This window comes from Tropicibacter oceani, assembly GCF_029958925.1.
GTDB lineage: Bacteria > Pseudomonadota > Alphaproteobacteria > Rhodobacterales > Rhodobacteraceae > Pacificoceanicola > Pacificoceanicola oceani.
This window is the reverse complement of sequence record NZ_CP124616.1, coordinates 1,488,217-1,514,300: the sequence shown is the minus strand read 5'-3', so window position 1 is coordinate 1,514,300 and position 26,084 is coordinate 1,488,217. Positions and strand designations below refer to the sequence as shown.

The window sequence follows — 26,084 nt, the reverse complement described above, 5'->3', positions numbered from 1 at the left end:
ACATGGGCATTCTGGATTTCCTCTCGGGCCAGTTTATCGACGTCATCGAATGGACCGATGACACCCGCGACACCATGGTCTGGCGCTTTGAGCGTGAAGGCCATGAAATCAAATACGGCGCCAAGCTGACGGTCCGCGAAGGACAGGCGGCGGTTTTCGTGCACGAAGGGCAGTTGGCGGATGTCTTCACGCCCGGCCTGTACATGCTTGAAACCAACAACATGCCGATCATGACGTCGCTGCAGCACTGGGACCACGGCTTCAAATCGCCGTTCAAGTCCGAGATCTACTTTGTCAGCACCAACCGCTTTACTGATCTCAAGTGGGGCACCAAGAACCCGATCATGCTGCGCGATCCCGAATTCGGGCCGACGCGGATCCGGGCCTTTGGCACCTATACGGTCAAGGTGGGCGATCCGGCCCTGTTCATGCGCGAAATCGTCGGCACCGACGGCGAATTCACCATGGACGAGATCAGCAGCCAGATCCGCAACATCATCGTTCAGGACTTCAGCAAGGCGATCGCCCAAAGCGGCATCCCGGTGCTGGACATGGCGGCCAACACCGGCGAGGTCGGCAAGCTGATCGCGCAGGCGATCGACCCGACCATCGCGCAATACGGGCTGACCATTCCCGAGCTGTACATCGAGAACATCAGCCTGCCTCCGGCGGTCGAAAAGGCGCTGGACGATCGCACCAGCCGCGGGATCACCGGCAATCTGGACGATTACATGAAATACAAGGCCGCCGATGCCATGGGTGCCGGTGGCGGCATGGCCGAAGGTGTGGGCATGGGCATGGGTGCAGCCATGGGCATGCAGATGGGTAACCAGATGGGCGCCGCCATGGCGCCTGCGCAGGCAGGCATGGCGCCCCCGCCCCCGCCGGTCGAACATGTCTGGCACATCGCCGAAAACGGCCAGACCAAGGGCCCGTTTTCCAAGGCCGATCTGGGCCGCATGGCCAGCAGCGGCGAGTTGAAGCGCGGCACCCATGTCTGGACACCCGGTCAGGACGGCTGGAAAACCGCCGAGGACGTGGACGAGTTGGCGCAGCTGTTCACCGTGATGCCGCCCCCGCCCCCGCCAGCGGGCTGATCTGAAACATAAAGACGCCGGGCCATTGGTCAGTGTCGTCCGACAGCAAGATTGGGGTTTTCTCCGAATTCGGCATTAGTAAAATCAATGACTTAGCGGCGCAAGCGACAATTGGCACTAAAGTCTCCGACGTGAAATCCAGAGTCCGCGACGCCCAAAAGTCACTCCAGATCGGACGCTTCCAGCCCCCGGGCAAGCCCGGAAACGGGAAAAGCCGCCCAGAGGGGCGGCCTTTCGACGGGTTGTCGCCATGTTGGCGAGACAGGTTTATGCCTTGGGGCGGCGTTTGACCTGACGCTCTTCTTCGTACCGCTGCAGCGCAGTCAAGGTGTCGATAAGCTTCCAATTGACGGAAACGAACGGGTTCATTTCGTCGTCGCAGTCCATCCGCATTTCGTAAGCATCCGCGAAATGTGCCATGTCGATTTCGGCACCCCCCTCCCCCAGGCACGCGCCGATCGCCTCGATGCTCATCTCGACCGCGACGCCGAAACGACCGGCAGAGGCATGGATCAGGATCTTGATGAACTCGTCGAGCGACAAGATGCCAGGATCTGCAAGGCCCGCGTCCTCGAAAAGCTGCTTCAGTGCATTGCGAAGTGCTTGACTATCGTTAGCGAACGTCATCGGACGCATCTGCATGGGCCTCATTCTACGCAGCAGGGTCTTGTCTCCGTTCAGAAAATCCGTGGCTTCCGGTGTCGCGGTCATGATCAGGCAGACGGGCCATTCCTTGTCCTGCATCATGTTGCGGAAGATCTTCAGAAACGCTTTCACGCTGTCCTTCGTCTGGTAACGGCCACTGTCCTGGACCTCGTCGAGATGGACGGCGGCAACCCCGCATTCCCTGAGATAAGTCATGACCATGCTTGCCAGGTAGTCTTCGCCCCTACGACCCTTGGCAGGATGGCCCAATGCCCTCAGGATGGCGTTCAGCGTCTCCTTGACTGTCGAACGACCGGGGACAACAACGCTCAGGATCCGCGTGCCGTACTGCCAGTTGCCGACATGGCTCGTAAGTGCGTTGTGCTCCTTGATGATCTCCTCGACCATACGGGTCTTACCCGCGCCTGCCGGCCCGATAAGCATGGCGCCCTTCAATTCGCTCTTGCCCTTCCCCATGCGGGCCTCGCGGCGCGCGAGGATACTGAAGACCCGTTCCCGGAACAGGTGGTAGGTTGCGGTCTTTTCGAACCGCTCTTCGAGGCGCACCAGCCGTGCCGCCAGCGCGCTTTGCGCGGTGAAAGCCTCCAGGGCCTCAGCACTGACACCGGGCACGGGCGCGGCATCGGTGATGTCGTCATCGTTGTCGATACTGGCGTAGATCATGGCAATTTTCTCTCGTTCGCGCTCATCACTGGATGGCGCAGGGTTTCGGCTTCGTGGGTGTTGGGCCGACCCGCTGGACAAGCGGGCCGATAAGGTTTCGTCTCTGGCTGTTGCCAGGTGGCGCCTGTCGCCCCGGTCTCCGGCGTGCGTCATCTCCGAATGGCAACGTTCGGAAATGACGCCGTCGAAAAACCGGCGGCAGGTTTGTGATAAGCGGCCCAATCTGGCGGTCAGGCCGGCTTGATTTCGTCAGATCAGTCGGTTGCAGCCATGGCTCCCTGATGATCCCCAGGGCGATGCCCTCCATCTGGTAAACTGCATCATCGCAAAGGCGGTCAATCGCCTGACGCAGCTTCCGCGGACGCCCTTCTCAGCCTTGCGACAGACCGGAAGAACACAGAGGTCATTTTCGACCATGCGACCACAACGCATGAGATTCGTCAATTCATGATTCAAAATCAATGCCTTACGCGGATTTTTTGCGGGCCGGATTTCTCGCAACCGGTACGCTTCACCTTCCTTTCTGCAGGCATCGCCTGCTCGGAAATCTCTCGTTGAGCTCAACTTCGAATTCGCAGCTATGCCAGTCCGTTCGAAAATTCAGGAATCCGGCCCCATATTTTATATAGAAAACTCAGCAAGCCCCGTACTTGCGTTGGGAGATTCAAGCCAAGGCCCGAGGCGAGGCAGCAATGATCATGAAACCCGTTGGCGTTTTCGCAGCCTTGGCGGTGCCGTGAATCCCAAGTATTGCATGATGTCCTGTCTCGGGTATCCGTGACCGGTATGGCGTCATACTGCGCAGGACAAAATGGCATGACGCCATCTCGTGCGGCAGTTTCTTGGGGCCGTCGCCAACACCAACGCTGCACGCATTCCCATGCTGATCCCTCCAGAACCATCGCCGCTTTGTCCCGTGGTGCCCCCTCGGGCCGGGGCTTTCCCCATCAGCATCAGGTATCAGTTTGGATGAGGCCGTGCGGGGGCAGTTCCTGAAAACGTTTGACATGCCGTGCGAAGCGACCACCGCCGACCTGTTACAGATGGCCTGCATTTCGCGTTCAAGCCGACCGGCGCCGCGGCAAGCAGTTCTCAAATGCCACTTCCGGAGGTTACCTGGATCAGCCTTGATGCGCACCCAAGGTCCATTCCTGTCGGATCTGTTCGAAATATTCCGCGTGGCTGCACATGCTGTATTCACGCGCCATCTCCGTCAATTGCCCAGGGCGAAGTGCCAAGAGCTTCTGTGTAACCGCAACTGTCAGCCCGAACCCGCCGTCCTCGAACTTGCACACTACGTCTTGGCGCGCCGAAGGATTGACGAACAACAACGGCATCTCGAAGGGGGCGTTCAGATAATACCAGCGGGACAACGTCCGCGCCCAGACAGTATCGGAAGTTAAGTAGACCAACGCCGAGGTCTCAATATAGCGGTTGCCAAGATTTGGATGATCTGCGGCAACGCCGCGGAGGTTGAGGAACTTTCCCCTCACCACCGGGATCCAGTCTGTCATTCCGGCCGTATCGGGGTCGTGCCTGTCAACAGGCGGTCCAAGCTTCACCGCATCGTAAGCGTTCCGGTATTTGTAGAGCGTGATCCGAGCAGTAGCTGTCTTGTTCATCATGGGGCCCCGGTGGGATGCATGTACCCATCGCCCGAGAGGCATCTCGAGCGGCATTTGGTGAATCGGTTTGGATTCGAAGCGGACCTCACGGCCCGACTACATGCCTAACACACACGCAATCAATTGTAATCACTTACTTTTTGCGAGAAATGGGGCGTTGAGGTAATTCGCAACGGCCTTTTCCGGGCCCATATCGATCCGCGCCATGCGAATACCGTCTTTTCGCAAGCCCCACGCCGAAGGCTTTTCAGAAAGTCGGCGAACATTCCGTGACGATGCTGTGCTTTCCTGCCGTTCCGTGTCGGACGATGCCCCGTGAGCTTCCCGGAAGCCGACATCGATCAAGATGGTCCTGGCGTCAGCTGTCAGCCCTTTTTTGCGGCGTTCCCCCGCTCACTGCTGTGGACGAATGTCCTGCGCATGGACTCAAGCGTATGTGCCCGTAAAGTAAAAATCTGCTCTCTGGTCGAAGGTTGTCGCTTGAGAAACACCTCACTATTTCCTAGCCTTGCCGTATCGTTGGCAGGAGGTAACTTTGTTTTCATCGACCCCACGAATAGGGAATTTCGTCCGACGTCTGGGTAGTTGCCTTTGGATGTTTTTCATTGTCTCGGCGAATGATGCGGCGGCTCAGACCATTTCGCTCCAAGATTTCGAGGCGCAGGTCAACCAGCGCGCCGGTACACTCTCGGGATACCAGTCTTATCTGACCGATCCCGACCCGCAGCGCGCCATGGCTGCACTGCAGATCATGTTGGAGTCGGGCGATTCAACCCTTGTCCAGATGGCACTGTCCGTCGGTATTTACAGTGCGGATCCCAACATTCGCCAAGCCGCGCTCAAAGCTTTCCTTGCAGGTAAGCCCGCGTTGGATATCTTTTTCGATGGTTCGGAGACCGTGAAAGAGGACCAGGTCGAAGCTTATAATGCCTTGATGCGCGGGTATCGCGGATCGGTGGGCGCAAACAATCGTGCGAGCCTGAGTTTGAAGGTGGGGGAGTGGAGCGAGGAAAGCGGCTGTTTTGTCAATCTGGATGCACCCGAGCATTGCTTGCTTCGCGTGAACGCAACGACGGTCAGCCTGTATCTTGTCAGTTGGGATGGAAACACCCCGCACCAATGGGTAGTGCTCGAACTCGACGACGACGGCGCGCTCACGGGGACTATGACAGCACGACACTACAGGACCGACTTGGGGCCGCTTGTGTTGACGATGCGGCTGAGCGAGTGAGGACCATGACATGAAAGCGGTCGTCGCTCTTTTCATGGCCGCGTCGGCAACAATGGCTGGCGCTCAATCCTTGTCGGTGGCCGATATAACCAGCCAGATCGACGCAGAGATGGCCGCGCTCGACGAATATTCCGCGCTGCTCAATAACCCTGATCCTCGCCGGGCACTCAAGGCCATGGAGATCATGCTGGGCTCCGGCGACCCGGATCTGGAGCGTCTGGCATTGGATTTCGGGATTTACAGTACGGATGCACACGTCAAGCGGACAGCCTTCGAGACGTGGGTCAAGACGGAGCCAAACCTCGTCTTCAGATTCATGGCTGGCAAAGATCGCGCTGACGAGGTTGCCCGATACATAGGGGTCTTCAACGGCACGATGAGTTCCGACGGCGTCGCGACCACCAGTTACGTGCTCGGAGCCTTCGATAAAGACCGCGGTTGCTACATCTGGAAGGGGTATTCAGAGTGCGCGATTTCAGTGTCTGACGATGCGATCATGATCAATTTTGACAGTGTTTGGAGCGAGTTGACCATTTCGGACGACGGAAAGCTGGTCGGCGAAATCCAGCTCAACCGTAATATCGCCCCTGTGCCGGTGGAAGTTCCGATATCGCGCTGACCCTATTTAACGGTCACACTGTCGACTCGCACGGGGCCCGATGACCAAGCGCTGGCAATGGTGATCCGCAGCCGACGGGCCGACGTGGCAAGCCGGGCACCAGTATCAAGCACACCATCCGGCGGCATTTCGCCGGACCAGAAGGTGCGCCAGCGCCCGCCTTCGGAACTGGCGTTGACCTGTACCAGCACGCGGCGTGGCACGGCTTGCCCATCTTTGGCCTTCGCCAACAGTTCAACTTGCGACAGTGCAGCCGCATCCTTCAGCGCCAGCTCGATGACAGCCGGGCCCTGTGGCTCAAAGACGTAGGCCGCATCAGGCAAGAGAATGTTCTCGGCCATTTGATCCGGACCAATGGCAACCGCCGTCGCGGAAACGACGCTTAACTCCAGTCCGGACTGCAAAGGCGCCGCGTTTGGGTTCATGTCGGAGGCGATGCTGAAAACCGCTTGCGTCGACAAGAGCCGCGACAGGTTCATGTGGATCTCTTCAACGCGCATGAAACGCAACGTCTCGCCGCCCTGCGTATCGATCGCCATGCCCACGGGCACCCCATCGACCAGCAGGAATCCCCCGCTCATACCCTGTCTGGCCGATGCTTCCTCGGCTGAAGAAAACCTTGCGCTGATGTCGAGGTAGCCGATCTGGGTGATGATCATCGGCAGACGCTCTATCCGACCATCCGTGCCGACCAGCACAAGCACGGCCGATGCCTTGTGCGCGACAGCCCCGCGCGGACCTGCAAGGTCATCCAGCTGTGCCTCACACAGATCCCCCCCGCGACTTAGAATACCAAGGGCAAGGTCAATTCCGGGCCAAAACGGGGTGCGGATGCTGGCCCGCGCGGAACGCCCTTGTTCTGCGATCACCTGGGCGCGGAATGCGCCCTTGGCGACGTGGCTCGGCAGGACCGCGTAACAGATGCCCCCATGTGTAAACAGGAAACCCTGGCCGGTTTCGCCTGACCGCACGGCGACCGGCTGCGCCGAGAGACCGCTTCCCATCCAGAAAAGACATGCTATCGTCAACAACATACGGCAAAGCGCATGTTTCGGGCGATTGAACATGGGGGTATTTCGATGCGGCATTTTTCACTCCTCGGCATTGCCATAGTTGCGGCTCTGGGTTCGCCAAGCAAGGCTGAAACGGTCGTGTTGAAAGACTGGCAGGAAACGCTGCGCGAAGCTGCGACCGTCTCTGGTGTCGTGGTAGTGGGGGCCGTCCTGTTGCCGGAGAGCAAGGACCCTGAACCGAGGCTTGCCGCTGCGCTCGATCCGGCCTGGAAAGGCCGCTCGTTGTGCGTGGAAGTCATAAGCGCCGACGGACTTTACCAGTCGCGCAGGCTGTATGATCTTGCAGAGGTGACTGCAGGTCTGACAGTCTTGCCATACCCCACCGGTTATCCGGAACGTCTGCGCGCCGCGGGTGCGGGCGAGATATCGGTCAGGGCGCGGCTCGACGGGTGTGACGTGGATGCGGGCCTCGTGCCGGTTGCGTGGCGCCCGGCAACCGATCAGACGCCAGCCGCGATCGCCCTGCAGATCAATGCGTTTCGCGCCGACAGTGTGCATATTTTCGTGGGCGACGATCCGATGGCGGAAGCAGTCGCCTGCCAACCAGTCGATGCAGACGTCCGCACGGCGTTTGATACGATTTGCAGTTTTGAATTGCCAACGCCTACTCCAAGCACGCTGCGCATCGAAATTCTTCGCGTGTCGAGTGGTGTGGCGGCGCCGCCCGAATTCGTCGACCTTATGCTGGTGCAATGAAAATGCGGTGGCTTGACGGTATTGCAGCCAGCCTGATCCTGTTCATTCTCTTGGGCCTGCTGTGGCTCAATCAAGGGGTCTCGCGCACTTATATCCTGTCGGCGGAAACCCTTGGCGCCGACATCACCTTTGATGGTCGCAACACATGGTTTCTGGGCGCAGCAACGCTGTGCAAACCGCGTCAGGCGGCTCTGCGGCGGTCTCCGGATCAGACAGTCGACGCAAAATGCGATGGTCGGATTTACGAGGAGACCGAGGAGCCGTCGCTGACTTTGGAATGGAAAGGTGGGAACCGGATTTCATTGCGCCATGAAGACGACCGGGTTCTTTTCGTAATCTCGGAGGCCGTGGGCCAATATCCAGAAGGCACGATTATTGTTCTTCCGGCTGCGTCACTCTCCCAACTCGGCGCCATGACTTTTGCCGGAACGATGCAGATTGGCGAAGCGATGGCACCTGGTGCGCGCGGTATCCTGCTGTCGGGGGACTACACGGTCAGGGAAAGCAACCGTCTTTCAGCGTGGTTCGGTCGCCGGTCCGATGTCGTTCGAAGGGGGACGTTGACCTACGGCGATACCGCCACGATTGTCTCAGGCGCGCGCGACAGACAGATGGCCCAGGGGTTCGGTCAGATCATTTTGATCGACGGCGCGCGTTTCCAAGCCGTATTCCGCAGCGCGCAGGATGATGCCGCCATCCGTATCGACGCGCTGGGTGTCACTGAGGCGATTGTCAAACCTGACTTCATCGACACATTGCTCGCCAGTCCTTATCTCATCGTGATCGGCGGTATCTTTGGTGTCTTTGCCAACCTTATTTCCTTGAGTTTTCAGTTTATCGACCGGTCTCGGAGAAATGGCGAGGACAATGCTTGATCTCGAGGCAGAGTATTTCAGCAGTTATTGCAGTTGAGGATAGGTTGGCTTGGTGAAGTGGCCCGACGTTTGCCAGTGGTCGGCTTCCTGCGCATTACCGACATCCGTGGATCGCGCAACGAAAGGCGTAACGCGCGTTCTGCCGTCTATTGCGGTCCGAGTTGAGGTCCACTCGTCTCCACGACCTCCAGGGGCAATTCTGCGGACCGCACCACCGAATCGGTTATTGCATGAGACCGCCGTCAGGGGCTTGTAATTCGCCTCCGAGCATCGCCGGTCGAACTTGAAAACGGCGCCGCAGGTGCCCCGAAACGGGTACTCGCGGCGCGTCCAAGGTGAGTGCAAGAGGCCGGCTTTCAGGCTGTGAAGCCTCCCTTGCGAAAAAAACCACCTCTGCCCCTCCCTCGGACCTGCGCCCAGCTCCCGGGAAACACAGGAAATCCGGCTCAAAGGATGCCTTGCGAAAAAGTCCCATTTTCAGGGTGCGAATACTCGCACGCGCAGGAAATTCGCAAACCAGGCAACGACTTACAGGAAATCCACCTAAGAACAGGACTTCCGGGAAACAAATGTTCATGCTATGTTCCAAGGGTGGATGGCTCAGTCATCCACGCCTCGAGCTTTCGAAATCACCGCGCCCTTGAAACACGGCAAATCCGTGAACGATGGCCCTTTGCCAAAAGGAACCTGACCATGCCGGAACATCAGACGAATTCGACCTGGATGCCGAACGCGTTCGATCTCATCCGGGCCTACAATGCCGATGGGGGAACCCCGCCCGACGACAAGGAACCAGCAGCCGTGCTGGCGCTGACCGGGACATGCGCCGAAGACTTCGCGGCTCTTCAGTCCTAGAGCCTCAAGCTCGGCCCGATGTTGGCCACCCTGATGATCTGCCGCGAGGTGGAGGCCCTGTCCGCCAACATGTTCCGTCCGCGTGCCGTGACCGTGATACGTTCTCGGCTCTCCACCAAGGATATTGCGACGGCCCTCTCCGTGATCTGTCCGAAGGACCTTTACCTCATGCAAGGCGGCTTCCGCTCTGGAGACAAGGGCAAGGCGGTGCATTACCGTGGCCTGCGTCGCAAAGGGCTTTACGAACCGGACATCGAAGAAATCGCGGCGTTGATCTCCATCGGTGAGCGCATAATCTTCCTGGATGATATGGGAGCTGAAGACGCGGATGACGACGCCCCCTTCCCTCCCGTGCCCTGTGAGGTCATAACTCTTCGGCCGATCGACGCCGAGGTCATCGCGATCCTTCTAGCGATCGCATTTCCCGGGACGCCACCCGAGATTTCCTCTGCAGCGCTGGCTCTCCTGCCGTCTTCGGAAGGCTGCCACCAGCTGACCTCCCGTGACGTCGTCTGCGCCACTTGCGCCGCCGACTACAACGGCGCGATCCAGCATCTGCTCGCGCAACTCAGTCACGAAGATGAGAAACTTGAAGTAGACGTTCCGGCAGTTGCCAAACCTGTCGCCCCTTTGGAGCGCCTCGTTGGATACGGCGGAGCAATACAAGCTGCGCAGGACATGCTTTCGGCACTGCGGCTTCATTCCGAAGGGAAGATCAGTTGGGAAGATGTACCGAGAGGTATGCTTCTGATTGGCGCCCCGGGCACCGGGAAAACCGAGCTCGCACGTGCCATGGCGCACTCTCTCGGGATATCCTTCATGCCGGTCTCCTATTCGAAATGGCAGAGCAAAGGTCACTTGGGTGACATGCAAAGAGACATGGCCCGAGATTTCGAGAAGGCGATCCAGCGTGCCCCCTGCCTCATGTTGATCGACGAGATGGATGCATTCCGGGCTTCAGCCTCAGGTCACAATTCCAGCTATGACGACAAGGTGGTCAAGAGCCTCATCGAGCACCTCGATGGTATCAAGGGCCGGGAGGGCGTCGTAATCGTTGGCACGGCGAATGACCTTGAGAAGATTCCGGCCGTCATCTGGCGCTCGGGTCGTTTCGACGAGGTCATCCACATCCCATTGCCGACCCGGGAGGAGCTCGCCATCATCCTTCAGCAGCACCTCAAGGCGGAAGACGGCGAGATCGATACCGAAGCCTGTTCCGTGCATGCGCTTGGCCAGACCGGTGCCGACTGTGCCGCGGCCCTGCGCAGGGCCCGCGCCGCCGCGCGAAGGCATAATCGTGCAATTACCACGAGCGACGTCATAGGCGCGTTGAATGGCGATCTCCGGCACGTGAACCCGGACATGTTGTGGCGCATGGCCGTCCATGAATGCGGACATGCATTGGTGGCAAGTTCTTACCCGGAACTGACCGTGAACTTCTTGCGCCTCACGGGGACCGGAGGTTTCTGCCACGTCTGCGGATACGGCGGCCTGCATACAGCATTCATGTTGCAGCGTGACCGGGCAATCATGCTTGCAGGTCGCATGGCGGAAATCCTGGTCTTGGGCGCACCGTCGAGCGGATCAGGAGGCGAGATCGACTCCGATCTTGGCAATGCCATGATGTCGGCGGCAAACCAGATCGGCGCCTACGGCTTAGGCCAGCTCGGACCGATCTGGCTCGGCGCCCACAACACAGGCAACCTGCTGCGCGAGGTGATGAACGGCAATCTCCCGGAAGTCGCCGAAATGATCTCCGAGGCCGGCGAGACTGCCCGCCAGCTGCTCGAACCGCAAATCTCGCGCCTGACCGAAATGGCACAGGCGCTTGCAGAAACCGGCGTCCTGACCGGGCAGCGCCTGGCACATTTCCTGCCACCCCCGCCGGCGTGCGAGGATCCATGACCAATCACTTGAAGCGGGCCGTACTCCTTGCGTGGCCCGCCTACATTCGGTTTCCTACAGGGTGCGGAGCGTATCATCCCTTCGTTCATCTGCGACTTCACCTGCGTCATCCTCCGGTGGGGTTTCTGGCTCGTCAAACCTTTCCGAATTCAGGCGGTCTATCGGCGCGCTCTCTATGAAACGGCGCAGGCGCTCAGGATCCAGCTTCACGTGTCGAACGGAGCGAAGGTAAACCGATAACGAAAAACCTATTGTACATGCGCCGATCGGGATCCCCCATGACCGCAAACAGAATGTCAGCGCTCTTGTCATACCCATGCGTGTGGATCACACTCAGACCAGGTTCCTGCCCTGTTCCCGCCCGCAGGCAGCGGAACCGCTTGCCAAACTCATCCGATCAGCGAGGCGCGCCGTGACATTTTCCTGGGAAGAACGTGCAAAGCAAAAAGCCGCGGCGCGTGCTCACGACGAGGAACGGTTGGCACGCGGGGAAATATCTGCTGCAGACCTTCAACGCGAGAACGCCCACATCGCCAGGCACATCAGAAGCCAGACCGACACGATAACCATACGGAAGCCAAAGCATGTCGATCCTGAGCAAAAATGGTCGATGACGATCAAGTTGAAGAACCGCAAAGGTCAGAGGGATACTGAATAGTTTGACGGGCGCCGCCCTGTTTTCCTCAGCCCCCTGAAGGCCGCCATGACCGTTCAATCCAAAAGAAAACGCCGCGGCACCTGGTGCCGCGGCGAATGTGATCACTTCTTTTTGGACTTCCGGTTGCGGGATTTGGACCGGAGCCTGTCCATGTCGGTCTTAGGCTCATCGTCGACCGTATCCGGGTCGACCACATCGTCATCGACCTGTGGCTCGGCGGTCTCGTAGCCGCCTTCGGTCAGCGGATCCACGTACTCGTCCCGGCCGACGAAGGGCTTATCGAACTGCCCCTTGCCGTACTCGGCCTCCTTCTTGGCGCGGTCGACTTCTGCCTGAGTGTAGCCGAAAATCCCGATGTCGGATGCGCGCATGATGGATTGCGAGAGCGACTGCCAGAGAGCCCGGGCTTCCCGGCGCGCATCGTCCTGCTCAAGGTTCTCGGCGTCGCGCTTCATACGCTCAAGCTGGCGCTCGGCCTGCCATTCGCGCAAGGACTTGCCGCCTACCCCCTCGGTGATGGCTTTAACGCTGATCAGATCGCCGTTCGCCACCACTGAGATCGATCCAAGATCGTGTGGATCCACCATGATCTCGATACGGTCACCCGGCGCAGCAATACGATCGACCATGCGCTCCATGCGCTGCTGGCGAATGAACTTGTTGGAATAAACAACTCCGGCGTACTTGATGCCCTCCTCGCTGACGGTTGCAGAGGTATGGAATCCGCAGGCCTGCCGGAACTGCGCCGGGGACGGCATCTGCGTCGGATCGTACTCGGCACCTGCGGACAGCTCTTTCCAGACTGCCGCCGGGGTACGTCCGTTGAGACCGCGATGCGGCGTCTTGTGATACTCGGCGATAAACAGCAGGAATAGCGTCTGGAATTCATCCCAGCAAATGCAAGCTTCCGAAAGGTACTTGCGGTCGTTTCGGGCTTGCGGGTTCTCGGCAGTGTAACCTGGCAGAAACCGCGCCCACTTCAGGTCACAGGTCCAGAAGAACCGCTCCATTGCCCCACGGAGCTTGGAAACTCCTGCCGCGCCGTTCATCTGGGTACTTCCGAGCAGCCGCACCGCGGTCGAGAACAGGGCTCCACCGAACGGGTCCGCACCATATTCTCGGCCGTTGTCGTTGCTCGCTTCCCGCATGTAACAGATCATGTTGTAGTCGGAATCCTTGATGCCTGCATTCCGGAAAAGATGGGTCTTGTCCCGGTAGATCATGCGCAGGCATTCCAAGGACGCTTCCTGGTTCGGTGTCTGGCTGAAGGTGACACCGACGATTCCGCGGGTTGCCAGGTCCTCTGCCGAGGTGATCCACGGGCTTACCAACTTGACCGCCTTCCGCTGCTCCTCGGTCATCATGTTGTATTCTTCCCGAGTGCAGTTGCGCACTTTCATATGCGCCTGCCAGGCATCGAAGATGACGATCTGACCGATGGAGGTAGCTTTCCTGCCGGGTTCCACCGAACCGAATTTCTTTAAGGCAGCAGCCAGGCCCTCGCGCTGCATGGTCACTTCGAACGGATCCAGATACTTGTCGATCCAGCGCTCGTACTGGCGCTGGGACAGGATCGTCATCCGGGTCTTGCCAATTGAGGCACGGTAGGCGTTCTCCTTCTTCATGTCCCCGATCAGATCATCGATGACCTCGTTCTTGGAAATCGGCGCGGCCGAGGCGTAGCGTCCCAAGCGCTCCATCACGAAGCAGAAGTCTTCGCTGGCCTGCAGATCCAGATCGATAGGGTCCGATTTCACCGGCAAGAATGCCTTCGGGTTTCCGTTCACACGGCGATACTTCCGGAACTTTTCCAGCAGGTTGCTGTTCGAGGGCAGACGCTTCAGGAGCTGGGCCTGGTTGGCCTTCAGCGTGCCGTACTTCTTGCGCGCCTGATAGGTCTCGTAATCACTAATCATCTCGGACCGGAACTGGGCGACGCCATCTTTGGTCAGCTTCATGCCCAAGGCGTAATAGCGCTCCATCAGGCGGCACTGCTGCATGACCAGATCAATCCGCTCCCGCTGTTGGGCAGAGGAGCCGTTTACTTCACGGGAGCCGTAGAGTTCGCGGTCGCGGACCCGTGCAGGGTTGTAATACCCCCGCTCGACTTCCATGGTTTCAGCATCGACCAGGTGGCGGATTTCCTCAGGAGTGAACATGCGAATGTCGATAGTACCCTCGGGCGAGGGGATCGACAGACGGTAGTGCGTGATCTCCTTCGAATGCTTGTCGATGACGACTTCGATGTTCGACACTTCGCGACCCTCGAAGGTCACGCGATCATTGGGGTTGAGGTTCTGAAAATAGCTCATGCTGCTGCACTCCAAAGCTGGGTTTCGGGAGAGAATGGATCGAGAAGGTGCTTGCCGATGTCGCCGTCGCCCACGAGGCGGATGACGGCGCGCTGACCACGATGGCCGAGGCCGGATGCATCGACGATTTCCTGAAAGGTGAACCGCTCGCCGAGATGTCCGGCGAGTTCGAGCACTTGGTCGTCGGCCTCCGGGTCCCAGCCGCCACGCGCCTTGTGGATCGCCAATGCGCAGTCCCTGTAGGTCGGGTGAAACAGGTAGCGCGAGGTCACCGTGAACCGATCAGCCACCTCGTAGGGCGTCTGAGCAGCGGTGTTTGCGATTTCAGCCAGATAAGATGGGCGACGCGCCTTTTCGTCGTACTTGATCGAGACCAGTACCTCTTCGCCATTGCGAAGCAGCACATGGGCATCGACGCGCGTGAAGGTGTCATTTCCCGACAAGTCGGTGAACGGCACAGACGTCCGCTGCTCCATGAAGTTGATGACCTCAGGATGGCCCGCAATGTTGAGGAACACCTGCGACTCCTCAAAGGAGGCACACCAGAACTCCTGCCGAACCGCGCGCCGATGCAGGCGCGTTACGAGGGCGACCCGGCAAGTGCTGCCAGACTTCCAGATCCTCTTCGGCTTGTTGCTCTTCATGTCCGCCTTGCTCAGGCGCGTGGGGCTCAGCCTGTTCGGATCATCGGGATCCGCCAGCATAGGAGGCGCAATATTGGCCGCCCAGAGGTGCGGCAAGTGGGCGTGCGGGTGGTTGTCCGCGATTTCCATGACGGTCTGCATGGGATGACTTTCCTGTTCACGCCGAACCAATCGGCGCATTTGGTGAAAACGGTTCGCCCGGCCGGGCGACGGTTAGGGATGGGTGCAGGACACAAAGCCGTTGCGCGAACCGCGCACGGGGGCTTTTCGCTGTCGAAATTTTCCGACTACGGGCTTGTCCAGGAATGTCAGCTCGACTAATTCATCGGTGTCTTACATCGATCAGTAGTGCTGCTTTCCTTGCAGGCGGGATGATGACCGCCTTGTTCTTTGGTTCACGGTTCAGGCAGCATTTCTGACCCCTCTCTCTTTCGCATGCGGAGCACCCTGCGTGATGCTCCTTCAGAACTGTCTTCGTGCGGATGTCGCCGTTTTCGACGACTGATTGTTCTGCTCGATGCGGTCGGGCGTGAGATCATCTCTCACCCGTATGGAAAGGCTCTTGGTGAAAACGACGTCGCAACCGGATGCGACTCGCAATTCGATCACCAATTGAGCACAGCCCCCGCGCTGAGTCAATTTTATCATACATATCAATAACTTGCGAAAATTCGGGCTTCCGCGATGTTCGATATGCGCTCCTGTCTCCTTCACTCTCCGAGCTCGCAGCCCTGCTCGACCTTGCGCCAGCGTTGCCTCTGACATTTCGCAGGTAGGCGCAAAGATTCAGCAGCGATACGTCTGGGCGAGGCAACTTTGTATAGAAAGCTCAACAGCCCATCGTCATGATCTTGCTCCGCAGAGAAGCGGCCAAAGCTTGTGTCCGAACTGCCATGCAGTTCCGCCCTCGCGCGGCGGCGCGATCAAATTTCAGTTGAAAAACAGGAAGATCACCTAGGTGTCGTTGCAGATGCACCGGACCAGCAAGCCCTCGCCATCAGGCCCGAGATCGCTCTCCAAGATCTTCCGAGCGCGGTGGGCGGTTGGGTATGCCACACCAAGGATATCCGCGAACGCGTGCAGACCGTAGTTGTGTTTCCCATGCCTGGCCCGCCACTTGATGTACTCCTCTGCAGCTTCGAACCACAGTTGAGGGGAGAGCTTGCTCGACCGCAGGACAGACTTGGTCAGGACCGTGAATTGATACCTACATTTTCTGCAGTGGTAAGTTTTTCGCTTCTCCATGAACCCAAAGTCATGACTCTTGCACCTGAGGCACGCGATCCCATCAGGCCAACGCACTGCCGCCAGGCGATCGCGGCACATTGCATCGGTGCCCAGCACCGAAGCGACGCCCTCTTTCGGCAATCGATCCGCCAACCCTTTCCAGTGGGCCTCGCCTTCCGGGTCCTGAACGGCATGCGTCTTGGTCATTGCGCCATGTACCCCGGCGGGGCCGTTGGCTTCAATAATGACATGCCGGAAAGACGCGACATCGAGGCAACGTCCGTGACGTTTCTCATGGGCCTTGCGACGGTCGGTATCCGACCCGCCCCCCTGCGCAAGAAGCTTGATCTGGACCTCACGGATGCCGATCCATGAAAGTCGCAGACACAGCTTGCGATTGATCCGCAGGAATTTTGACGTGCAGATTGCCCAAACATCGGCAACGCAAGCCTGCCCCGTCTATCCATTTTTTCGCAGAGTTGCCGACGATGACCGCACTTGTCGACCTCTTCCAGTCCTGCCGGGATGCAGCGAAAAGCCTCGAAACGATGGAGATCGTCCACACCTTGCCGAAGCTGGATCTGCCAAAATGAGCCAAGTCGCCGTCCTGCCACACATGACCCATGTCCAACTGGTCAAGACGATCAGGAGAATGTCCGGCGTTTAGGTTTCCCCCGAGGCTGCCGAGGCACTTGCCCGCTCCCAGCATTTCGACATCGACGTCGACCTACATCGCTGCGGGCCGGTTCGCCTTTCAGACCTTCATGGACCACGAGTTCTTCGTCGACAGCGTCGCCATCCCGCCGTCGGTCCCGGCGACCTTCCGCCTCGGTGACGAGCCGTTTCTGTATGTGATGGTTCATGACGGCAAGATCGTCAGGATCGACCAGATAGCGGTCAACGGCGCCACCTATCGCCAGTTCATGTGGGAACCTGGAAGCGCGGAAGTAGGCGTACGAACGCCCGAGGAGCATGAAAGTGAATTTTCAGCGAATCCGTGTCGAGGGCCCGCGGATAGCAAAAGATGTCTTTGGAACTCCGGGCAGCCGGTCATTGTGCTGTTTTGGCATCCAGAATCAGCTCTGTGCGCAATTGTAGGGAAGATCGGAACATCCGCGACCCTAAACTATATGACACATCGTTCCGAATGTGCTGGCATGCTTTAAATGGGCGTCCGGATTGGGCATTCCCGGAATAAATCAAGGACAGACGAATGCTCGGCGACTCCTTTCTTGACCTATCGCCGATAGCTCTCTTGATTTTCATGTCCGTAGTCTTCGTGGCTGCCTTTGTGCGCGGCTACTCCGGTTTTGGCTTTTCGACGATCCTGATGATCGGAGCGATGCCTGTCATCCCACCAGCACAACTCGTCCCCCTGTCCATAGCACTAGAAATTCTGGCATCGGCGAGTCAGGCCCCCAAAATCTTGTCGGGGATAAATCGTCGATACCTTGCCATTCTGCTTGCGGCCAGTCTCTTGGGCGTTCCGGTCGGGGTGTATTTACTCACCTACGCGGTCGAAGAACTCATCCGCATGGCAATCTATGTCATTGTCCTGTCGATGACTTTTCTGCTGCTAGTCTGGAGGCCCAAACCCCTTTCGCCCTCCGATACCCACCTTGTTGTGGCGGGGTTCATCGCTGGCGCTGTAAATGGCGCGACTGCGTTGAGCGGTTTGGTTCTGGCGCTCTTCTTCACGGCATCAACGGCTTCGTCTCGCACCATGCGCGCCACGATGATCGGCTATATGTTCTTCACCGATGTTATCACCGGAGGGTTGTTGCTCGCAGCGGACCATTACGACGCAAACACCGTGTGGCGAGGTCTCGCCGCGTTGCCGTTACTGCTCGCAGGGGTATGGCTTGGATCTTGGAGGTTCTTCGCGACGCCTTCAGGTTCCTTCAAGACGGTGGTGATATGGCTTGTGATGTTGTTCTGCGCTGCAGGTTTGCTGCAATTCATCTGAGTTTTGATGGGAAGTGACTAATCCTGAAAATGTCGAGCTAACGAGGCGAGAAGACCAGTGACGCTCGCTTTGGTGTGGGAAAGAACATCGGACATTTTCGACTGTACGTCTTCGGTTCCAATGTCGTGAATGTCTGCGTCGGGCTTATTTTGTTGAAAAACTCGCCCTTGATCGAAGGGCTCTCGGCTGATTCAATTCCCGCAATGGTTGGGAGGATTGGTGATGATGGGACCGCGGCAAGAGGCGCAACCGGTGCTGTTCTACGAGTTCTCGCTCGAGGATCATGTGCCCCAGAGCCACCTCCTGCGATCGATTGACCGGTTCGTGGACCTGTCCGGCATCCGTCGCTACCTCGCCGATTTCTACAGCCATACCGGGCGGCCTTCCGTCGATCCCGAGCTCCTCATCCGCATGCTGCTGGTGGGATATTGCTTCGGCATCCGGTCCGAACGGCGGCTGTGTGAAGAGGTGCATCTGAACCTGGCGTATCGGTGGTTTTGCCGCCTGGACCTCAGCGACCGCGTCCCTGACCATTCCACGTTCTCGAAGAACCGGCATGGGCGTTTCCGCGACAGCGAACTGCTCCGCCACTTGTTCGAGACGACCGTCGCGCGGTGCATCGAAGAGGGCTTGGTCAGCGGACAGCGCATGGCGGTGGATGCCAGTCTGATCGAGGCTGATGCCAACAAGCAGAACTCGACGCCCAAGGAGGAGTGGGATGCCGGCGCGATCGATCCCGCCGACGCGCCCCGGGCGGTTCGCGAGTATCTTGATACCCTGGACGAGGCAGCGTTCGGTGCCGCCAGCGAGGTCGAGCCCAAGTTCACATCACATTCAGACCCGGCCAGCCAATGGACTGCGGCCCGTAAGGGACCGGCATTCTTCAGTTATTCCGACAACTACCTGATCGATACGGACTATGGCGTCATCGTAGATGTCGAAGCGACACGGTCGATCCGGCAGGCCGAGGTCGGTTCCACGAAAACGATGCTCAAGCGGGTCAAGGCCAGGTTCGACCTGCACCCTGAACGTCTGATCGCGGACACGGCCTACGGCACCGCCCCCATGCTCGGCTGGTTGGTCGATCAGCAGATCGCGCCGCACATCCCGGTCATCGACAAGTCAGGGCGCAGCGACGGGACCTGGACCCGCGCCGACTTCGAATGGGACGCGGAGAACGATCAATACATCTGCCCAGAAGGACAGGAGCTGAAGCAATTCCGCCGGAATTATTCCGACCCGAACCGGGGTCCGACTGGCAAGGGAACAGCCCGGTATCGGGCTTTGAAAGAGGTCTGCCAGGCTTGCCCCTCCAAGGCAAAGTGCTGCCCGAACGCTGATGCCCGCAAGATCACCCGTGAGGAACATGAGGACGCCCGACAGGTTGCCCGCGACATTTCCAAGACCGAGCAATACGTAATCTCGATGAAGCTGCGGAAGAAGGTCGAGATGCTCTTTGCCCATCTCAAACGGATCCTTGGCCTGAACCGGCTCCGACTACGCGGCCCATGCGGTGCAAACGACGAATTCCTCCTCGCCGCAACCGCCCAAAACCTCCGCAAGATGGCCAAGGTCCTTCCCGCACCGCAGCAACCGCGGAAAGCCTGACAGGAAAGGCCCCCGCGCGCACTGCACAAGGCTACATTCTGCGCCAGCGAATGGGTGTTTTTCCACGGAATCGGCGTATTTTGTTGAAAAACTCGCCCTTGATCGAAGGGCTCTCGGCTGATTCAATTCCCGCAATGGTTGGGAGGATTGGTGATGATGGGACCGCGGCAAGAGGCGCAACCGGTGCTGTTCTACGAGTTCTCGCTCGAGGATCATGTGCCCCAGAGCCACCTCCTGCGATCGATTGACCGGTTCGTGGACCTGTCCGGCATCCGTCGCTACCTCGCCGATTTCTACAGCCATACCGGGCGGCCTTCCGTCGATCCCGAGCTCCTCATCCGCATGCTGCTGGTGGGATATTGCTTCGGCATCCGGTCCGAACGGCGGCTGTGTGAAGAGGTGCATCTGAACCTGGCGTATCGGTGGTTTTGCCGCCTGGACCTCAGCGACCGCGTCCCTGACCATTCCACGTTCTCGAAGAACCGGCATGGGCGTTTCCGCGACAGCGAACTGCTCCGCCACTTGTTCGAGACGACCGTCGCGCGGTGCATCGAAGAGGGCTTGGTCAGCGGACAGCGCATGGCGGTGGATGCCAGTCTGATCGAGGCTGATGCCAACAAGCAGAACTCGACGCCCAAGGAGGAGTGGGATGCCGGCGCGATCGATCCCGCCGACGCGCCCCGGGCGGTTCGCGAGTATCTTGATACCCTGGACGAGGCAGCGTTCGGTGCCGCCAGCGAGGTCGAGCCCAAGTTCACATCACATTCAGACCCGGCCAGCCAATGGACTGCGGCCCGTAAGGGACCGGCATTCTTCAGTTATTCCGACAACTACCTGATCGATACGGACTATGGCGTCATCGTAGATGTCGAAGCGACACGGTCGATCCGGCAGGCCGAGGTCGGTTCCACGAAAACGATGCTCAAGCGGGTCAAGGCCAGGTTCGACCTGCACCCTGAACGTCTGATCGCGGACACGGCCTACGGCACCGCCCCCATGCTCGGCTGGTTGGTCGATCAGCAGATCGCGCCGCACATCCCGGTCATCGACAAGTCAGGGCGCAGCGACGGGACCTGGACCCGCGCCGACTTCGAATGGGACGCGGAGAACGATCAATACATCTGCCCAGAAGGACAGGAGCTGAAGCAATTCCGCCGGAATTATTCCGACCCGAACCGGGGTCCGACTGGCAAGGGAACAGCCCGGTATCGGGCTTTGAAAGAGGTCTGCCAGGCTTGCCCCTCCAAGGCAAAGTGCTGCCCGAACGCTGATGCCCGCAAGATCACCCGTGAGGAACATGAGGACGCCCGACAGGTTGCCCGCGACATTTCCAAGACCGAGCAATACGTAATCTCGATGAAGCTGCGGAAGAAGGTCGAGATGCTCTTTGCCCATCTCAAACGGATCCTTGGCCTGAACCGGCTCCGACTACGCGGCCCATGCGGTGCAAACGACGAATTCCTCCTCGCCGCAACCGCCCAAAACCTCCGCAAGATGGCCAAGGTCCTTCCCGCACCGCAGCAACCGCGGAAAGCCTGACAGGAAAGGCCCCCGCGCGCACTGCACAAGGCTACATTCTGCGCCAGCGAATGGGTGTTTTTCCACGGAATCGGCGTATTTTGTTGAAAAACTCGCCCTTGATCGAAGGGCTCTCGGCTGATTCAATTCCCGCAATGGTTGGGAGGATTGGTGATGATGGGACCGCGGCAAGAGGCGCAACCGGTGCTGTTCTACGAGTTCTCGCTCGAGGATCATGTGCCCCAGAGCCACCTCCTGCGATCGATTGACCGGTTCGTGGACCTGTCCGGCATCCGTCGCTACCTCGCCGATTTCTACAGCCATACCGGGCGGCCTTCCGTCGATCCCGAGCTCCTCATCCGCATGCTGCTGGTGGGATATTGCTTCGGCATCCGGTCCGAACGGCGGCTGTGTGAAGAGGTGCATCTGAACCTGGCGTATCGGTGGTTTTGCCGCCTGGACCTCAGCGACCGCGTCCCTGACCATTCCACGTTCTCGAAGAACCGGCATGGGCGTTTCCGCGACAGCGAACTGCTCCGCCACTTGTTCGAGACGACCGTCGCGCGGTGCATCGAAGAGGGCTTGGTCAGCGGACAGCGCATGGCGGTGGATGCCAGTCTGATCGAGGCTGATGCCAACAAGCAGAACTCGACGCCCAAGGAGGAGTGGGATGCCGGCGCGATCGATCCCGCCGACGCGCCCCGGGCGGTTCGCGAGTATCTTGATACCCTGGACGAGGCAGCGTTCGGTGCCGCCAGCGAGGTCGAGCCCAAGTTCACATCACATTCAGACCCGGCCAGCCAATGGACTGCGGCCCGTAAGGGACCGGCATTCTTCAGTTATTCCGACAACTACCTGATCGATACGGACTATGGCGTCATCGTAGATGTCGAAGCGACACGGTCGATCCGGCAGGCCGAGGTCGGTTCCACGAAAACGATGCTCAAGCGGGTCAAGGCCAGGTTCGACCTGCACCCTGAACGTCTGATCGCGGACACGGCCTACGGCACCGCCCCCATGCTCGGCTGGTTGGTCGATCAGCAGATCGCGCCGCACATCCCGGTCATCGACAAGTCAGGGCGCAGCGACGGGACCTGGACCCGCGCCGACTTCGAATGGGACGCGGAGAACGATCAATACATCTGCCCAGAAGGACAGGAGCTGAAGCAATTCCGCCGGAATTATTCCGACCCGAACCGGGGTCCGACTGGCAAGGGAACAGCCCGGTATCGGGCTTTGAAAGAGGTCTGCCAGGCTTGCCCCTCCAAGGCAAAGTGCTGCCCGAACGCTGATGCCCGCAAGATCACCCGTGAGGAACATGAGGACGCCCGACAGGTTGCCCGCGACATTTCCAAGACCGAGCAATACGTAATCTCGATGAAGCTGCGGAAGAAGGTCGAGATGCTCTTTGCCCATCTCAAACGGATCCTTGGCCTGAACCGGCTCCGACTACGCGGCCCATGCGGTGCAAACGACGAATTCCTCCTCGCCGCAACCGCCCAAAACCTCCGCAAGATGGCCAAGGTCCTTCCCGCACCGCAGCAACCGCGGAAAGCCTGACAGGAAAGGCCCCCGCGCGCACTGCACAAGGCTACATTCTGCGCCAGCGAATGGGTGTTTTTCCACGGAATCGGCGGGAAGCCGACGTTCGCTGCGACTGCGAAATCGCGTTTGGAATTCGCCGAAGCTGCCATTCGACTGTCAGGGTTTCCATGATGCATTTGTCGGCATCACGGGGATAGCCGGAGCCCTATTTTCATAAAGGATCAGGAGCAGAAACGCGTCGCGAAATCGGCTATCAAAGCCGACTTCCACGATACACATGCCTTACGCAGCATGGGCTTCAAATTCTCTCCAAAGCAATTCCGCTACGGCGCGGACGATTGGTTTGGGCTGGCGAAACGCATAGATGGTGACGTCGAAGGCAAGATGCGTGTGTGGCAAGTCTATCTCGCACAGCCGCCCTTGCTTCAACTCTTGTGCGATCATGTGTTCTGGCAGGCGGCCCCAGCCGAGGCCCGCGATCAGAAGGTGCTTCTTTGTGTGGAGGTCGCTGACGTACCAGCGGCGCTGGCCTTTCTGGACGCCGATTTCGCGGTCGAACAGCCCTCCGGCTTGCCCGCTGTCGCTTGCGATGACCTGATGGAAGCGCCGCAAGTCCGAGAGCCGCTTGGGATTGTCCATCTCAGCCCAAAGGGATGGTGACGTAACATTGCGCAACGTCGATGTCCCGAGGGGGATATAGTCGAAACCCTCTTCCTCGAGCATGATCGAGGACATTGGCGAAATCGCGATTGCCGCGGTTTCCGTTTCTACGGCCTCGATGGCGCCGGACAGAACCTCGGGGCGCAAGACCACGCGGGTCTCGGGAAAGTCCGTTTGCAGTTTGCATAAGACGGGGGTCAGCGCGTTGAGGTCGGTGCTGGCATCCACCGCGATCGTGATCGTTTCTTCCTGCCCTTTCTCGAAATGCCGGACCAACTGACCCAGATCCTCAGCCTCGGTCAAAACGCGCAAGGATTGAAGATAGACCCGTTTGCCGACGGGTGTGAGTTCAAGCCGATACCCCGACCGGTCAAACAATTCGGTTCCGGTCTGGAATTCCAGGGCCTTCAACGCCTGGCTGATCGCTGGCTGCGTCCGGTTGAGGCGTTCGGCGGCCGCTTTGACCGAGCCGGTTTCAACAACGGCGCGCAAGACGTTCAGTTGATCGAGTTTCATCAGGCACCACAACTTAATAATACCTTATGTAGATACTAAAAAAGTATAAATATCAATCAAGTTTGACTTCACCTATCACCGGATCAACAACCGGAGCAATCCAATGAAACACGTTTCTTTCCAAGAGCCAGCGCAGCCTGATCGGGTCGGCACATTTATCATCGCACGAGCCCTTCCGAACCGGGCTGTGAACGCGGTCGGCCCGTTCCTGCTTCTCGATCATCTGCCCAGGCGCGACATCGCTGCCGGTGAGTTGCCCGAGCCTGATGGCAGCTTTGCCCATCCCCATGCGGGGATCGTGACCTTCACCTATGTCATGGAAGGCGCGATGACCCATTTCGACAGCCTTGGAAACAACAGCACCGTCACGGCGGGAGGCGTGCAATGGATGAACGCGGGCAACGGCATCGTTCATGACGAAATGCTCGCGACGCCCCTGCGCCGTGATGGCGGGGTGCTGCATTCCTTTCAATTCTGGATCAACCTGCCCGCGCCGAACAAGATCGAGCCTGCGCAATACAGGCCCGTCCCATCCCCGGACCTTCCCGTTGTCATGCTCGCGGGGGGGCGTGGGGAGGTCAAAGTTCTGCTTGGCGTTTATGATGGGCAATCCTCGCCCATCCCCACCTATGCGGGCGAATTTATCTGGCACGTCAGGATCGAGCCGCTTGCGACGGTCGATATCGCCTTGCACGCCGGTCTGCCTGTTGCGGGATTCCTGCCGACGCAGGGGGCCGTGGTCGGTGATGCCAGGATCGACGCTCATACCCTCATCGGATTGGACGCCCGGGGTGGGACGTTGGAGATAACCAATCCGGCTGTTGAACCGCTCGATCTGCTGCTGTTTGGCGGTGAGGCGATCACCGACCCCATCGCCATGCGCGGCCCCTTTGTCATGAACAGCGACGGCGCGCTGACCGAGGCTTTCCGCGAGTATCGCGCCGGGAAATTCGGACAGATCACCTATCCCGCCGATCACGCCGCCCACAAATCATAGAATAACGCCGCAAGGCCCCCAGGAAGGTTGGAAATCATGTCACAGAAAATTGCCATTGTCGGCGGCGGTTACATAGGCGCCGAACTCGCGAAGTCTCTCGACGACACCGCAGACGTCACATTGATCGAGCCGCGCAGTCACTTCGTTCACGCGCCGGCCATGATCCGCGCGGTTGTCGACCCTTCGCTGCTGGATCGCGCTCTCATTCCCTATGATCGGCTGCTTACGAACGGCAGGGTCATCGCGTCCAAGGTAAAAGCCATCGACGCAAAGGGTGTCACGTTGGAGGACGGCACTCGGGTAGAGGCGGATCAAATCGTTGTTGCCACCGGTTCCGGCAACGCCATGCCCTTCAAGCCTAAGGGCGCCGATATCGCTGGCCTCAAGGCGGACAACCAGCGCATTCACCAGCAACTCAAAGCGGCGCGGAGCATCGGCATTGTCGGGGCGGGTGCCGTTGGCACCGAGCTTGCAGGCGAAATTGCCTATGCCATGCCGGACAAGAAGGTGACGTTGATCTCGAGCGACGAGGCGTTGTTCGGGGCGATGCCGTCAAAGCTGGGCACCTCTTTGGCTGCGAAACTACGCAAGGCTGGCGTCACGCTCATTCTTGGCCAGAGGGCGGAGAACCTGCAAAGCTTGACCGAGCCTTATGCGGGAACCCTGCAACTTGCCGATGGGTCACAGCACGATTTTGACCTGATCTTTCCGGCTATCGGATCGCGCGCGAATTCCGAGGTGCTTGAAACACTTGCCGGTGTCCAGAAAACGACGGCAAACCGGATCAAGGTCGACCCGTGGATGCGCCCATCGTCGCTGCCCAATGTTTTCGCGGCCGGCGATGTCGCGGATGCAGGCGACGCGATGACCATCGTCGCCATCAGCCGCCAACTGCCTTGGCTCAAGGCGACGCTGTCCGGATTGGGGCAGGGCAAAACCGTCGAAGACATGAAGCCTTACAAGCCATGGGGCAGCAAGGCGCCGATCCTTGTGCCGCTTGGCCCCAAACAGGGGAATTCCTTCCTCGCCTTCTTCACCGCTGGCGACTTCCTGACCAGCAAGATGAAAGGCGCGGACCTGTTTTTGTCCAAATACAACAAACTCTTGGGCCGAAAGAGCTGATCAAGC

The 26,084-nt window shown here is 59.0% G+C and carries 23 protein-coding genes; 16 read left to right on the top strand and 7 right to left on the bottom strand.

Annotation, left to right across the window (positions count from 1 at the left end):
• Window positions 1–2 precede the first annotated feature (2 nt).
• Window positions 3–1,097, top strand: a complete 1,095-nt coding sequence (locus QF118_RS07240) for an SPFH domain-containing protein (RefSeq protein WP_282301958.1) — start codon at window positions 3–5, stop codon at window positions 1,095–1,097.
• Between the two features lie 267 nt (window positions 1,098–1,364).
• Here the strand turns inward: QF118_RS07240 and QF118_RS07235 are convergent, their stop codons facing one another.
• Entirely contained in the window at window positions 1,365–2,426 is a 1,062-nt protein-coding gene (locus QF118_RS07235) for an ATP-binding protein (RefSeq protein WP_282301957.1), read from the bottom strand.
• 1,121 nt (window positions 2,427–3,547) lie between these two features.
• The gene (locus QF118_RS07230) at window positions 3,548–4,051 is read right to left on the bottom strand and encodes a DUF6634 family protein (protein ID WP_282301956.1); all 504 of its coding nucleotides are present in this window, start codon (window positions 4,049–4,051) and stop codon (window positions 3,548–3,550) included.
• 595 nt (window positions 4,052–4,646) lie between these two features.
• On the opposite strand from QF118_RS07230, the gene QF118_RS07225 reads away from it, so the two are divergent.
• Window positions 4,647–5,282 carry a hypothetical protein gene (locus QF118_RS07225; RefSeq protein ID WP_282301955.1) on the top strand — a complete coding sequence of 212 codons (636 nt, stop codon included), beginning with the start codon at window positions 4,647–4,649 and terminating at the stop codon, window positions 5,280–5,282.
• Between the two features lie 10 nt (window positions 5,283–5,292).
• The gene (locus QF118_RS07220) at window positions 5,293–5,901 is read left to right on the top strand and encodes a hypothetical protein (protein WP_282301954.1); all 609 of its coding nucleotides are present in this window, start codon (window positions 5,293–5,295) and stop codon (window positions 5,899–5,901) included.
• A gap of 2 nt (window positions 5,902–5,903) precedes the next feature.
• Here the strand turns inward: QF118_RS07220 and QF118_RS07215 are convergent, their stop codons facing one another.
• Window positions 5,904–6,968: a hypothetical protein gene (locus QF118_RS07215; RefSeq protein WP_282301953.1), complete on the bottom strand. Its 1,065-nt coding sequence runs from the start codon at window positions 6,966–6,968 to the stop codon at window positions 5,904–5,906.
• A 12-nt stretch (window positions 6,969–6,980) separates the two neighbouring features.
• Here QF118_RS07215 and QF118_RS07210 point away from each other — a divergent pair, with 12 nt between their 5' ends.
• From QF118_RS07210 to QF118_RS07190, 5 genes are all read left to right on the top strand, one after another.
• Window positions 6,981–7,670 carry a hypothetical protein gene (locus QF118_RS07210; RefSeq protein WP_282301952.1) on the top strand — a complete coding sequence of 230 codons (690 nt, stop codon included), beginning with the start codon at window positions 6,981–6,983 and terminating at the stop codon, window positions 7,668–7,670.
• Window positions 7,671–7,672: 2 nt separating this feature from the next.
• Window positions 7,673–8,545 (top strand): hypothetical protein, encoded by an 873-nt coding sequence (locus QF118_RS07205; protein WP_282301951.1) that lies wholly within the window; start codon window positions 7,673–7,675, stop codon window positions 8,543–8,545.
• A gap of 693 nt (window positions 8,546–9,238) precedes the next feature.
• The gene (locus QF118_RS07200) at window positions 9,239–9,400 is read left to right on the top strand and encodes a hypothetical protein (protein ID WP_282301950.1); all 162 of its coding nucleotides are present in this window, start codon (window positions 9,239–9,241) and stop codon (window positions 9,398–9,400) included.
• A gap of 18 nt (window positions 9,401–9,418) precedes the next feature.
• Window positions 9,419–11,305: an AAA family ATPase gene (locus QF118_RS07195; RefSeq protein ID WP_282301949.1), complete on the top strand. Its 1,887-nt coding sequence runs from the start codon at window positions 9,419–9,421 to the stop codon at window positions 11,303–11,305.
• A 412-nt stretch (window positions 11,306–11,717) separates the two neighbouring features.
• Window positions 11,718–11,963, top strand: a complete 246-nt coding sequence (locus tag QF118_RS07190) for a hypothetical protein (RefSeq protein WP_282301948.1) — start codon at window positions 11,718–11,720, stop codon at window positions 11,961–11,963.
• A gap of 101 nt (window positions 11,964–12,064) precedes the next feature.
• Here the strand turns inward: QF118_RS07190 and QF118_RS07185 are convergent, their stop codons facing one another.
• From QF118_RS07185 to QF118_RS19820, 3 genes are all read right to left on the bottom strand, one after another.
• Entirely contained in the window at window positions 12,065–14,275 is a 2,211-nt protein-coding gene (locus QF118_RS07185) for a TnsB C-terminal domain-containing protein (protein ID WP_282301947.1), read from the bottom strand.
• Window positions 14,272–15,060, bottom strand: coding sequence for a hypothetical protein (locus tag QF118_RS07180; protein ID WP_282301946.1), 789 nt, complete (start codon window positions 15,058–15,060; stop codon window positions 14,272–14,274). Before QF118_RS07180 ends, QF118_RS07185 begins: the two co-directional genes overlap by 4 nt.
• Window positions 15,061–15,873: 813 nt before the next feature.
• Window positions 15,874–16,245, bottom strand: a complete 372-nt coding sequence (locus QF118_RS19820) for a transposase (RefSeq protein WP_394357086.1) — start codon at window positions 16,243–16,245, stop codon at window positions 15,874–15,876.
• Window positions 16,246–16,338: 93 nt separating this feature from the next.
• On the opposite strand from QF118_RS19820, the gene QF118_RS19815 reads away from it, so the two are divergent.
• The 6 genes from QF118_RS19815 to QF118_RS07150 all read left to right on the top strand — a co-directional run bounded on the left by QF118_RS19815 (window position 16,339) and on the right by QF118_RS07150 (window position 22,798).
• Window positions 16,339–16,521, top strand: coding sequence for a hypothetical protein (locus QF118_RS19815; RefSeq protein ID WP_394357076.1), 183 nt, complete (start codon window positions 16,339–16,341; stop codon window positions 16,519–16,521).
• A gap of 389 nt (window positions 16,522–16,910) precedes the next feature.
• Window positions 16,911–17,312 (top strand): hypothetical protein, encoded by a 402-nt coding sequence (locus tag QF118_RS07170; protein ID WP_282301944.1) that lies wholly within the window; start codon window positions 16,911–16,913, stop codon window positions 17,310–17,312.
• Between the two features lie 47 nt (window positions 17,313–17,359).
• Window positions 17,360–18,112, top strand: coding sequence for a sulfite exporter TauE/SafE family protein (locus QF118_RS07165; RefSeq protein WP_282301943.1), 753 nt, complete (start codon window positions 17,360–17,362; stop codon window positions 18,110–18,112).
• 222 nt (window positions 18,113–18,334) lie between these two features.
• Window positions 18,335–19,720: an IS1182 family transposase gene (locus QF118_RS07160; RefSeq protein ID WP_282301718.1), complete on the top strand. Its 1,386-nt coding sequence runs from the start codon at window positions 18,335–18,337 to the stop codon at window positions 19,718–19,720.
• Window positions 19,721–19,873: 153 nt separating this feature from the next.
• Window positions 19,874–21,259 (top strand): IS1182 family transposase, encoded by a 1,386-nt coding sequence (locus tag QF118_RS07155; protein WP_282301718.1) that lies wholly within the window; start codon window positions 19,874–19,876, stop codon window positions 21,257–21,259.
• Between the two features lie 153 nt (window positions 21,260–21,412).
• Window positions 21,413–22,798 carry an IS1182 family transposase gene (locus QF118_RS07150; RefSeq protein WP_282301718.1) on the top strand — a complete coding sequence of 462 codons (1,386 nt, stop codon included), beginning with the start codon at window positions 21,413–21,415 and terminating at the stop codon, window positions 22,796–22,798.
• Between the two features lie 267 nt (window positions 22,799–23,065).
• On the opposite strand, the gene QF118_RS07145 is transcribed toward QF118_RS07150, so the two are convergent.
• Window positions 23,066–23,959: a LysR family transcriptional regulator gene (locus tag QF118_RS07145; protein WP_282301942.1), complete on the bottom strand. Its 894-nt coding sequence runs from the start codon at window positions 23,957–23,959 to the stop codon at window positions 23,066–23,068.
• Window positions 23,960–24,062: 103 nt separating this feature from the next.
• On the opposite strand from QF118_RS07145, the gene QF118_RS07140 reads away from it, so the two are divergent.
• Together QF118_RS07140 and QF118_RS07135 are read left to right on the top strand one after the other, a co-directional pair.
• A complete protein-coding gene (locus QF118_RS07140; protein ID WP_282301941.1) occupies window positions 24,063–24,956 on the top strand; it encodes a pirin family protein in 894 nt (297 codons plus the stop codon).
• A 36-nt stretch (window positions 24,957–24,992) separates the two neighbouring features.
• On the top strand, window positions 24,993–26,078 hold the full coding sequence (locus QF118_RS07135) for an NAD(P)/FAD-dependent oxidoreductase (RefSeq protein ID WP_282301940.1): 1,086 nt from the start codon (window positions 24,993–24,995) through the stop codon (window positions 26,076–26,078).
• Window positions 26,079–26,084: the final 6 nt, after the last annotated feature.